The organism is Pseudomonas sp. L5B5 (assembly GCF_020520285.1).
Classification (GTDB): Bacteria; Pseudomonadota; Gammaproteobacteria; order Pseudomonadales; family Pseudomonadaceae; genus Aquipseudomonas.
Map to the genome: position 1 here is coordinate 4305039 of NZ_CP084742.1, position 11792 is coordinate 4316830.

The 11792-nt window shown below is 64.6% G+C and carries 8 protein-coding genes; 1 reads left to right on the forward strand and 7 read right to left on the reverse strand.

Annotation, left to right across the window (positions count from 1 at the left end; genetic code table 11):
• Positions 1-806: 806 nt before the first annotated feature.
• The 5 genes from LGQ10_RS19600 to LGQ10_RS19620 form a co-directional block, all read right to left on the reverse strand.
• Positions 807-1907: a polyamine ABC transporter substrate-binding protein gene (locus LGQ10_RS19600; RefSeq protein ID WP_226522940.1), complete on the reverse strand. Its 1101-nt coding sequence runs from the start codon at positions 1905-1907 to the stop codon at positions 807-809.
• 12 nt (positions 1908-1919) lie between these two features.
• Entirely contained in the window at positions 1920-2951 is a 1032-nt protein-coding gene (locus LGQ10_RS19605) for a histone deacetylase family protein (protein WP_226522941.1), read from the reverse strand.
• A 163-nt stretch (positions 2952-3114) separates the two neighbouring features.
• Positions 3115-5028 carry an ankyrin repeat domain-containing protein gene (locus LGQ10_RS19610; protein ID WP_413247561.1) on the reverse strand — a complete coding sequence of 638 codons (1914 nt, stop codon included), beginning with the start codon at positions 5026-5028 and terminating at the stop codon, positions 3115-3117.
• 95 nt (positions 5029-5123) lie between these two features.
• Positions 5124-7043 (reverse strand): ankyrin repeat domain-containing protein, encoded by a 1920-nt coding sequence (locus LGQ10_RS19615; protein WP_413247562.1) that lies wholly within the window; start codon positions 7041-7043, stop codon positions 5124-5126.
• Between the two features lie 70 nt (positions 7044-7113).
• On the reverse strand, positions 7114-8106 hold the full coding sequence (locus tag LGQ10_RS19620; protein ID WP_226522942.1) for an AraC family transcriptional regulator: 993 nt from the start codon (positions 8104-8106) through the stop codon (positions 7114-7116).
• A gap of 198 nt (positions 8107-8304) precedes the next feature.
• Here LGQ10_RS19620 and LGQ10_RS19625 point away from each other — a divergent pair, with 198 nt between their 5' ends.
• Complete coding sequence (locus tag LGQ10_RS19625) at positions 8305-8850, forward strand: hypothetical protein (protein ID WP_226522943.1); 546 nt, start codon at positions 8305-8307, stop codon at positions 8848-8850.
• Between the two features lie 72 nt (positions 8851-8922).
• Here LGQ10_RS19625 and LGQ10_RS19630 read toward each other — a convergent pair whose 3' ends face one another.
• Together LGQ10_RS19630 and LGQ10_RS19635 are read right to left on the reverse strand one after the other, a co-directional pair.
• Positions 8923-9927 (reverse strand): asparaginase, encoded by a 1005-nt coding sequence (locus LGQ10_RS19630; protein WP_058436013.1) that lies wholly within the window; start codon positions 9925-9927, stop codon positions 8923-8925.
• Positions 9928-10031: 104 nt separating this feature from the next.
• The gene (locus LGQ10_RS19635; RefSeq protein ID WP_058436012.1) at positions 10032-11471 is read right to left on the reverse strand and encodes an alanine/glycine:cation symporter family protein; all 1440 of its coding nucleotides are present in this window, start codon (positions 11469-11471) and stop codon (positions 10032-10034) included.
• Positions 11472-11792: the final 321 nt, after the last annotated feature.

Genomic DNA, 11792 nt, shown 5'->3' on the forward strand with positions numbered 1-11792 from the left:
GCTGGCCTTGGGCTTGCTGCGCAATCCAGCGCGAGCAAGCTCGCTCGCCACAGGTGGTGGCGCGAAATGCTGTTGTGGCGAGGGAGCTTGCTCCCGCTCGGCTGCGTAGCAGTCGTGAATCGGCTCTGGCGGAGTATCAGGCAGAACCGGGTAGCCGGCCTTGGGCTTGCTGCGCAATCCAGCGCGAGCAAGCTCGCTCGCCACAGGTGGTGGCGCGAAACGCTGTTGTGGCGAGGGAGCTTGCTCCCGTACGGCTGCGTAGCCGTCGTGAATCGGTTCTCGCGGAGTATCAGGCAGAACCGGGTAGCTGGCCTTGGGCTTGCTGCGCAATCCAGCGCGAGCAAGCTCGCTCGCCACAGGTGGTGGCGCGAAACGCTGTTGTGGCGAGGGAGCTTGCTCCCGCAGTCGTGAATCGGTTCTCGCGGGGTATCAGGCAGAACCGGGTAGCTGGCCTTGGGCTTGCTGCGCAAGCCAGCGCGAGCAAGCTCGCTCGCCACAGGTGGTGGCGCGGAATGCTGTTGTGGCGAGGGAGCTTGCTCCCGTACGGCTGCGCAGCAGTCGTGAATCGGTTCTCGCGGAGTATCAGGCAGAACCGGGTAGCCGGCCTTGGGCTTGTTGCGCAATCCAGCGCGAGCAAGCTCGCTCGCCACAGGTGGGGGCGCGGAATGCTGTTGTGGCGAGGGAGCTTGCTCCCGTACGGCTGCGTAGCAGTCGTGAATCGGTTCTCGCGGAGTATCAGGCAGAACCGGGTAGCTGGCCCTGGGCTTGCTGCGCAATCCAGCGCGAGCAAGCCCCAGGGGTAATGATCAGGTGCCCGACTTGATCTTGGTCCAGGCTCGGGTTCGCGCCCGTTCTGCGTCACGGGGCAGCGGCTGCAGCGTATACAGGGTGCTCATGGCCGCTTCTGTCGGATACAGGTTGGGGTTGTTGCGGATCGAAGGGTCCACCAGCTCGGTGGCGTCCTTGTTCGGGTTCGGGTACCCGACAAAGTCGCTGACTGGGGCAATCACCTGGGGTTGCAGCAGGTAGTTGATGAAGGTGTAGGCGTCTTCCTGATTCTTCGCGCCCTTGGGCATCGCCAGCATATCGAACCAGATCGGCGCGCCCTCCTTGGGCAGGCGCATGTCCACGGTCACGCCGTTCTTGGCTTCCTTGGCCCGGTTGGCGGCCTGGGAAAAACTTCCCGAATACCCCACCGCTACGCAAATGTCGCCGTTGGCGATGTCGGCCATGTACTTGGACGAGTGGAAATAGGTGATGTACGGGCGGATCTTCATTAGCAGCGCTTCAGCCTTGGCGTAGTCCGCCGGCTTCTCGCTGTTGGGGTCCAGGCCCAGGTGCTGCAGGGCCAGGGGCAGGATTTCCGATGGCGAATCCAGCAGGGCCACGCCGCACTGCTTGAGCTTGCTGAGGTTCTCTTCCTTGAAGATCAGGTCCCAGCTGTCCACCGGTGCCTGGTCCCCCAGGGCGGCCTTGACCTTGGCCGGGTTGAAGCCGATCAGGATGGTGCCGTACATGTAGGGCACGGCGAACCGGTTGCCCGGGTCGTTGGCCTCGATCAGCTTCATCAGCTTGGGGTCCAGGTGGTTCCAGTTGGGCAGCTTGCTACGGTCTAGGGGCTGGAACACCCCGGCCTCGATCTGCTTGGCCAGGAACACGTTGGACGGCACTACCACGTCATACCCGGAGTTGCCGGTGAGCAGCTTGGCTTCCAGGGCTTCGTTGGTGTCGAAGATGTCGTAGACCAGCTTCACCTGGCTGTTCTGGGCCTTGAAGTCTTCCAGGGCCTTGGGGGTGATGTAGTCGAACCAGTTGTACACCCGCAGCGTGCGCTCTTCGGCGTGGGCGGCGGTGCCCAGCAGGGTTGCGCACAGGGCAGGGACCATGAGGCGTTGGAATCTGTTCATGATGCGGGTTCCTCACTGGGCGCTTTGAAAACCTTCGAGAACGTTGACGGCGTTGATGCCGATTTCTTCCACCGCGTAACCGCCTTCCATGACGAACAGCGTCGGCTTGCCGAGGGCGGCGATGCGCTTGCCCATGGCCAGGTAATCCGGGCTGTCGAGTTTGAATTGCGAGATCGGGTCGTCCTTGAAGGTGTCCACGCCTAGGGACACCACGATGACGTCGGCGTCATAGCGCTGGATCTGGTTGCAGGCCTGCTCCAGGGCCGCGCTCCACACGTCCCAGCCACTGCCGGCGGCCAGCGGGTAGTTGAAGTTGTAGCCTTCGCCGGCGCCTTCGCCGCATTCGTCGGCATAACCCAGGAAGAACGGGAACTCGGCTTCCGGGTGGCCATGGATCGAGGTGAAGAGCACGTCGCTGCGCTCATAGAAGATCGACTGCGTGCCGTTGCCGTGGTGGTAGTCGACGTCGAGGATCGCGGCTTTTTTATGGCCCTGATCAAGGAAGGCCTGGGCGGCGATGGCGGCGTTGTTCAGGTAGCAGTAGCCGCCCATCAGGTCACTGGCGGCGTGATGTCCCGGCGGCCGGCACAGGGCGAAGGCACTGCGGGCGCCGCGCTGGATCACCGCCTGGGCGGTGAGGGCCACCTGGGCTGCGCTATAGGCCGCCTGCCAGGTGCCGGCGGTGATCGGTGCGCCGCCGTCGAAGCTGTAGTAGCCGAGTTGGCCGTGCAGGCTGGTGGGGATCACGCTGCGCAGGGTGCGCGCCGGCCAGGTGTAGGGCAGGAGGTCGCCGTCGATGCCCTTGGCGGCCCAGCGCTCCCAGGCACCCTGGAAGAACTCCAGGTAGGCGCGGCCATGGACCCGCTGGACTGGCTCCAGGCCGAAGTCCCTGGGCGCCTCCACCGGCCCCAGGTTGCGGTACTTCACTCGGTCCAGCACGTGGTCGGCCCGGGAGGGCATTTCGAAGCAAGGCATCAGTTGCCCGTCTATCAGTTCGCAACGGCCGTGGTGCAGGTGGTGATCGTCCGAGTAGATCGTCAGCATTTTCTTGTTCTCCGCAGGCTGATTCGGTGGATCACAGTCTTGCGGGACGCGGGGTTTTGGAGAACGGCGGGAACGGCCAAAAGAGGATCGATATGGCCAGATTGCGTGACCGAAATTCGCCCCTGGAAGGGGCATGGCGCCCCATTGCGGGGCGCCAGTGGCTTCAGCCTGCCGGTGCTGCCGGCACGAAGCGTTGCAGGACCTGGCGCATGTCCTCGCGTTTTTTCCGGGCGATGGCCTCCAGCAGCAGGGCGTAGCCCTTTTTCTCGCAGCGCTGGCCGACATTCGGGTCGGCGCCTTTTTCCAGCAGCAGAGTGAAGACTTCCAGGGTGCCTTGCTGGCTGGCGATGCGCGCCTTGTCGTCGGCCGAGACTGCGTCGGCCAGATAGTTCAGCAGGCTCTGCCCCATGGGCTGGTTGTAGCAGGTGCCCCCGCCATAGCTCAGGTTGAGGTTGGCTCCCGCGTTGATCAACAGCTTCATGGCCGGATAGTTGTTGCCCCAGAACGCACGGTATAGAGCGGTTTCCTTGTCTGGCACATTGAGCAGGTCAAGGTTCTGCGGGTGTTGCAGCACCCAGGTGAAGCCCTTGAGGTTGCGCTCCTGCTCCGCCAGTTGCATCAGCGGAGTCCGGCCCCGGTAGTCCTGCTCGTCGATGGCGACCCCGGCCTGCAGCAGGAACTTCAAGCGCCCGCCCTGCTCGAGGTCGGGGCCATCCTTGAGGTCACGTTGCATGGCCAGCAGGGCCAGGGTGCTCCAGCGATACTGGCCGCTGGTATGGGCGCCGTTGGCCAGCAACAGCCGGGCGATCTCCAGGTGGGGGGCATCCAGGGCATGCAGCAGGGCGCTGCGGCCGTCCTCGGCCATGACTTCGCCGCTGACGCCACTGGCCAGCAGGCGCTTTACCTCGGCTTCGTCACCGGCGTCCGCGGCGGCCACCAGGGGCCAGAATCCCTGGCACGCCTCTGGGTTGGCCGACTGCAGGCCCAGGCGCTGGAGCACCCGCGGCGGGATGCTCATCTGGCGTTGCAGGCGCATGCCGCAATACAACCGATAACCTTCGATGGCCCGGCCCTGGGGAATGTTGTCCAGGGGCCGCTGTTCGAACAGGGCCCAGTCCAGGTCGGCCAGGTTGAGGTAGGTCGGCATGCGCCACATGTCCCGGCGCAGCACTTCCACCAGCCATCCGCGGGCGACCTTCAGCTGGCCGGCCTCGCTGGCCCAGTAGGCGATGTCGTTGAGCAGGCCGGGGTACTCGCTGTGGTCGATGGCGATGCTGCGATAGTCATGAACGGCGAAAAAGTCCTCCACCTGGCGGATGCCCGGCGCCTTGTCCTTGGCCTTGCGCAGTTGCGCGTGGAGCTGGCGGAACTGCTTCCATACAGCGTCCGCGTCAGGCGGGGGGGCATAGGCATTGAGGGTGATCGGGCCGCTGCCGCTGTCGAAGGGCCGGAACCACTGTGGAAACTTCTGCAGGGCCTGCAACCATTGCTGTCCGGTTTCTTCGCTGATGGGCTGCAGCGGCGTGAAGTCCATCTGCGTCATGTCCTGGCGATGACTGATGGCCAGCAGCGTGCGCTGGGGATCGCGCTGGTCGATCAGCAGGTAGCGCTGGCTGAGTTTCCACTGCGGCGGCACCGAGCAGTCGAAGTCCAGCGGCGTCAGGGTGATGCCGGTATCCAGGGTATTGCTGGGCGGCCAGTTGTCCGTGACCTGGATGTCATTGTCCGGCGACACGCAGTTACGCAGGTCTTCCGGGCTGAACAGCGCTATGGGCGGCGACTTGTAGACCCGCTGCTGGTACTCCAGGTCCTGGTAGGCATTGAGATAGAACATCCCGCGATACTGGCTCAGCACGATCCGCGCCGGCAGCTTGGCCAGGCCCGGCAGCGGGAAGGGCTTGATCTGCAGGGTGGCGGTTTCCGGCTCGTCGAGGGCGAAGTGGCTGGACATCTCCCACCACTTGAACTTCGCCAGGTCGAAAGCCTGGACGGCGGGTGCTGCTGCGAGCATCAGAAGCGCCAGGCCGATTCGACGAAGGTCGATATGCCTGGCGGTGCTGCCTGTGGATAGATTCAACGTTGCCGTCCCTTGCCGGTATGAAAGGCCGGCAATGTAATGCAATCGGCGCTGTTATGCCGGGCTTTGTTTCAGGGGGGTAGCGGACCCACGCCTCAAAGACGAAACGCGGTGGCCGCGGGCACTGGAAAGCCTTGCAGCACCTTGAGCATGTCGTCGCGCTTTCTCCGGGCGATGATCTCCAGCAGCCAGGTGTAGCCGTTGTTCATGCAGTAGCGGCCGACGTTGGGGTCGGCGCCTTTTTCCAGCAGCAGGGTGAACATGTCCAGGCTCTCTTGCTGGCTGACCCAGGGATTGATGACCTCGGGCGAGCCCTGTTCGGCGACGATCATCAGCAGGCTTTCGCGGGTGGGCTGTTTGTCGCAAACATAGCGGCCATAGCTCAGGTTGAGCTTGGCGCCGGCTGCTATCAGTTGCCTGGCTGCGGCGTAGTTGCCGCCCCTGAGCGCCAGGAACAGTGCCGTCTCGGCGTCCGGTCCGCTGCGTCTGTCGAGGTCCTGCGGATGTTGCAGCAACCAGTTGAAGCGCTCGATGTCGTCGCGGTTCTTGGCCATTTCCTGGAGAGCGGTGCCGCCCCGGGCATCCTGCTCATCGATGGCGGCGCCTGCCTGCAGCAGGAAATTGAGACGTGTGGCCTTGCTTAGGTCCGGGTTCTCCTTGAGGTCGCGGCGCATGGCCAGAATGACCTGGGTGCTGCCGTTGTATTGGCCATTGGGGCGGGCGCCGTGGGCCAGCAGCAGCCGGGCGATGTCCAGGTTTGGCTTGTCCAGCGCGTGCAACAGCGCCGGGCGCCCATCGGCGGCGATGACGTCGCTGCGCAGGCCGCTTTGCAGCAGGCGGCGGACTTCGGCTTCGCTACCCTGGTCCACTGCCGTCACCAGCGGCCAGGAGCTCTGGCAGGCCTGCTCGCTGGCAACCTCCAGGCCCAGGCGTTGGCTAACCCTGGCGGGCACCCCGAGCTGGCGTTGCAGGCGTAGCCCGCAGTACAGCCGATAGTTCTCCATGGCCCGGCCCAGGTGCACGGAGTTTGTCGGGTCCTTTTCGTACAGGCGCCAGTCCAGATCCGCCAGATTGAGGTAGGTGGGCATGCGGTTGGGGTCGCGGCTCAGTACGTACGCCAGCCAGGGCCGGGCGCTCTGCAACTGGCCAGCCTCGGTGGCCCAATAGGCGATGTCGTTGAGCAGGCCGGGGTAGGCACTGCGCTCGGGGGCGATAGCGCGAAAGTCATGGCGGGTGAAGAAGTCTTCGACCCGGGCGATGCCCGGGGCCTTGTCCTTGGCAGCGCGCAATTGTGCGTGCAGCTGGCGAAATTCGGTCCAGGCCTGGTCCGCGCTGGGCCCTGGGGCATAGGGCTTGACGCTCAGCTGGCCGGTGCTGGGGTCAAAGGGCTCCAGCAACTTTGGGTATTTCTGCAGGGCCTGGAGCCATTGCTGCTGCAGCTCGGGGCCGATCGGTTGCAGCGGGGTGAAATCGATCTGCGTCTCGCCCTGGCGCTGACCAATGGCCAGCAACGGCCGCAGCGGATCGCGGTTGTCCACCAACAGGTAGCGATTGCTGAGCTGCCATTCCGGGCTCTGGCAGTCGAAACTCAGTTTGCTCAGACTCAGGGCTGATTCCAGCTGGTGGCTCTTCGGCCAGTTGTCCGTGGCTTCAACCGGGCGTTGCTCTGGTACACAGGCCTGCAGTTCCTGGGTGCTGAACAGTGGCAGAGGCGGCGATTTGTAGACCCGCTGCCGGTACTGCGCATCCCCATAGCCGTTGAGATAGAACAGCCCGTGGTATTGGCTGAGGATCACCCGTGCCGGTGTCTGGGCCAGCCCGGGCAAGGGGAACGGTTCGAGTTGCAGCGTGGCGGTTTCCGGATCGTCCAGGAGGATGTCGCGCTGCATTTCCCACCAGCGGATCTTCCATAGGTCGAAGGCCTGGGCGGCAGGTGCGCCGGCCAGCAGCGCCAGCGCCAGGCAAACCCCGCGGATGCCGGCATGTCGGGCGATGGCGCGTGTGGATAAGTTCAACGTTGCAGTCCCTTGCCGGTAGAAAGGTCGGCAATGTAATGCAATCCGCGGCTTTGTGCCGGGGTTTGTCTCAGGGCCGGAACTGGCTCGGCGCCACGCCGCTCCAGCGGATGAAGGCATGGCGAAAACTGGCGGTTTCGCTGAAGCCCAGGGCTTCGGCGATCCGGTAGATCGGCATCTGGTCTTCGCAGAGCAGTTGCTTGGCTCGCTCGAAGCGCAATTCGTCCAGCAGCTCCTGGTAACTGCAGCCCAGGTCCTTGAGATGCCGTCGCAGGGTCCGGGCCGAGCAGTTCATCTGTTCCGCCAGCCCGTCCAGGCCGGGTGCGGCGTCCATCTGCGCCGCCAGCAACTGGCGGATGCGCCCGAGCCAGGCCTGGCGTCCGGTGAACTCGGTGTTTTGCTTGCGGCAGCGTTCGGCCATGGCCTGGTGGGTGATCACGTCCGCCAGGGGCAGCGGCTGGTCGAGCCAGCGCTGGTCGAAAGCGAAGGCGTTGCTGCTGGCGTCGAACTGCAGCGGGCAGTCGAAGGGTTCGCGGTAGCGCTGCTGGTAATCCGGGGCCGGGTAGTCGAAGCGTGCGCCCAACAGCGGCAGTGGGTGCCCGAGCAGGTCGTCGCAGATGACTTTCATCGAGACCAGGCAGAACTCGGTGTTGAACGCGGCCAGGGCCGGGCACTCGCGATAGTCGGCGGCCGTCAGCCAGATGCGCGGGCCATCGGTTTCCAGGGTCAGCTCGAAAAGTGTTCCCATCAGCGCCGGATAGCGCAGCGCCAGGCGCAAAGCGTCACCTAAGGTGGCACTGGTGAGCAGGGCATAGCCGAGCATTCCATAGGAGGACACATGCATGCGCCGGCCCAGTTCCAGGCCGATGTCCTGCTGCAAGGCCACGGCATTGGCACACACCAGCATTTCCTGGTTGGTGGTGATGCGGGGATCGGCGCGGCTCAGGTCGGCGGGGTTTATACCGCTGCCGGCCAACAGCGCGTCGCCGTCCTGACCCTGGTCCTTGAAGGTGTTGAGGATCAGGGAAACCGCATTGAGGGTGGTGAGGTGCGAATGCAGCATGCGCAGATTCCGACCTGGGAAAGACCCTTGACCGGAGCAAGTTGCATGCCGCCCGCGACAGGACCTGCGGTTTGCCAGCCAGCGGCATGCGGTATTGCGGGCGTTGTGTGGTTAGTGACTTGGCGCTTTGATTGGTGCAACCTGCCTGCCATTCACCGCCTGAGGTGGCGGTGCAGCAACCTCGATAAAGGATTATGTATGACCCTCACTCCTGCGCGTTCCCTGCTTCTGGTGTCCGGCTTGCTCCTGAGTTCGCTATGCCTGGCCGAGGCTGAGCCAAGCAGCGAAAGCACCATCAAGGACTCTGCCAAGTCAGCCGTCTCGTCAGCCATTTCGGCAGGCAAGAACCTCTTGGGTGGCGTCAGCGAAGGCGTGCTCGATGGCCGCCAATCGGCGCAAGGCGTCGACGGCGCCTCGATCATTTCCTCCCGCGAGCAAATGAAGGGCCGCGTCGACGTCCAGGTATTGAAGACCGAAGCCGTTGGCGACAGCTTCAACGTCACCCTGGGTTTCAAGAACAGCAGCGATAGCCAGTTGCGGCTGATCAACCTCAAGCAGACCGGTGCCCTGCTGGCGATCGACCAGGACGGTTATGCCAACAACCTGACTGTCAGCCTCGACAACCCGGATGAAGTCACCATCCCGGCCAAGGCGGCCGTGCGGCAGAAGTTCGTGTTCGAAGGACCGATCGAGAGTCCGAGTTCGGTGCGGGTCTGGGGCCAGGATTATTCGGTCAAGAAGTAACCCGACTTCCACCCTTTGTTCGTCGTCGAGCCGGCAGCTACCGCAGTAGCTACCGGCTCCCGAGCCTGGGCTTCAGCTCAGCTCGCCACACAGGTCCAGTTCGACCAGGCGCCGCACTTCGGCGATGGCCAGGCCGGCGCCGAGCAGGGCGTTGAGCTTGCCGAAGGCCGCTTCCCGGGTCATGCCGCCACCGGACAGCACGCCCACGCCGCGCAGCCGGCTGCCGGCCTCATAAATATCCAGCTCGACCCCGCCTTCATGGCACTGGGTCACCGCCACTACGACGATACCTTGCTCCTGCGCGCGCTTGAGGCTGGCCAGGAACGCCGGGTTGTCGCTGGGGCCGGTGCCGCTGCCGAAGCATTCCAGGACCAGGGCCTGGATCCCGCTGGCGAGCACGCCGTCCAGCAGTTCGGCGCTGATGCCGGGGAACAGCGGCAGCACGCCGACCCTGGCCAGTTGCCTGGCCTGACGGTAATCCAGCGCCGGCGCAATTGCTTCGGCTTTGGTGCCGCCGCTGTTGCGGCGTAGGGCGGCGAACGGGTGCCGGCCGAAGCTGCGGATCTTCGCGCAACGGGTGGGCGCCAGCAGCTCGCCGTGGAAGTACAGGTGCACACCAGGTGCCAGGCCACGGCCGAGGGCCAGCAGGGCACCGCTGAGGTTCTCCCAGGCATCGCTGTCGGGTACGCCGGCCGGCAGCATGGAGCCGGTGAACAGCACCCGTGCCGGCAGGCCCAGCAGCTGGAAGCTCATGGCGGCGGCGCTGTAGGCCAGGGTGTCGGTGCCATGCAGGATCAGCACGCTGTCGCAGCCTTGGTCCTCGACGGCCTCGACCACCGCTTCGCGCAGGCGCTGCCAGTAGTCGGGGCTCATGTTGGCGCTGTCGATCAGGGGGGCCATTTCGCGAAAGCGCCAGGCCGGTACAGGCAGGTCGGGGCGGGTGTCGAGGTAGTCGCGCATCCTGGCTTCGAAGCCGGAGGCCGGTGCCAGGCCGTCGGCGCTGGCCTGCATGCCGATGGTGCCACCGGTATAGAGCACCATGACGTGCTGGGCGGCAGGATAGGTCGAAGGGTTCATGGGATTCTCCGAAACGGTGAGTTCCTGTGGGAGCGGGCAAGCCCGCTCGCACATTTATCGAACTGTAACCGACGGGTGCAGAGGATGCGCCCGTCGTTCACCCGTCAGCGTTGCGCTGCGGGCACGCCTTGCGGCTCGGCCTGGGCGGCGGCCGAAGGTTCGGCGGGCCAGGCCTTCAGGTCCAGGTCCAGATCGGCGAATTTGCGCGAGTCGAACACAGGCTGGTCGACGCCGGCGCGGCGCTGCTCGTCGTAGTCGCGCATCACGCGCAGGCCGACCTTGAACAACATGGCCATGGCCACCAGGTTGACGAAGGCCAGGCAGGTCATGGTGATGTCGGCGAAGGCGAACACGGTCGAAAGGTTCTGCATCGAACCCCACACCACCAGCGCCAGCACCAGGCCGCGGAACAGCATCAGCACGGTGCGGTTGCGGGTGAGGAACTGCAGGCTGTTCTCGCCCAGGTAGTAGTTGTAGAGGATGCAGGTGAAGACGAACAGCGACAGCGCGACGCTGACGAACAGGCGACCCCAGTCACCGACCACGGCGGCCAGCGAGTTCTGGGTCAGGACGATGCCGTCGCCTTCGAAGCCCGGGGTGTAGAAGCCAGACAGCAGGATCAGCAGCGCGGTGCAGGTGCAGATCACGAAGGTGTCGAGGAACACGCTGAAGGCCTGGACCACGCCCTGGGCGCCCGGGTGCTTCACGGCGGCCACGGCGGCGACGTTCGGCGCACTGCCCAGGCCCGCTTCGTTGGCGAACACGCCACGCTTCACGCCCATGACGATGGCGCTGCCGAGCAGGCCGGCGAAGGCTGGGTCGAGGCCGAAGGCGCTCTTGATGATGGTCTCCAGCATGGCCGGTACTTGTTCGATCTGGGTGCCGATCACGTACAGGGTCACGGCGATGTAGGCCAGGGTCTTGACCGGGACCAGCAGGTCGGAGACCGCGGCGATGCGCTTGATGCCGCCGATGAAGGTGATGGCCAGCAGCGCCGCCAGGACGATACCGGTGTGGCTTGGGTCGAAGGCAAAGGCGTCTTGCAGCGAGTGCGTCACGGTGTAGGACTGCAGGCCGATGAAGGCGAAGCCGTAGGTGACCAGCAGCAGGACGGAGAACACCACCGCCATGCCTTTGAGCTTCAAGCCGTGCTGCATGTAGTAGGCCGGGCCGCCGCGGTACAGGCCGTCGCCGTCGGCGCGCTTGTAGACCTGGGCCAGGGTGCATTCGAAGAAGCTGCTGGACATGCCCACCAGTGCGGTCACCCACATCCAGAACACGGCGCCCGGGCCACCCAGGGTCACGGCGATGCCGACGCCCGCGATGTTGCCTGCGCCCACTCGGCCGGCGAGGCTGAGCATCAGCGCCTGGAACGAGCTGAGCTGGCCGCCGGTGCTTTTCAGGCTGTCGCGGAACACCGCGAACATATGGAAGAAGTGGCGCAGTTGAACGAAACGCGAGCGGATCGTGAAGTAGCTGCCGAGCCCGACAATGAGCACGATCAGCACTTTCCCTGAGAGGAAGTCGTTGATGACTTCGAGCATGGAGTATTCCTCGCTGTTTTTTGTGTAGGCAAAAGCAGAGCGGACAGAAACACTTTGTTACACCGCTGGTTGCACGCACGGCAAAGCGGTGGGGCGAGTGTTCGTCCCGGTTCTCTATTCGCGGGTTGTTATTAGTTCGGGTTTCCCGTGGGTTGGAGCTTCGTTACCGACAGCTGCCCACGTGAAGAGGGGGCGCACTATACCGGTGCGCGGGCTTGCCGTCTGCATGTAGCGCATGGAACCGAGGAACGGTGGGCCCGGCGCAAGCTGAATCGGTTCTTCATCGGGCGCGCTGCGACCCTTGTGGGCAGGGCCTTGCAG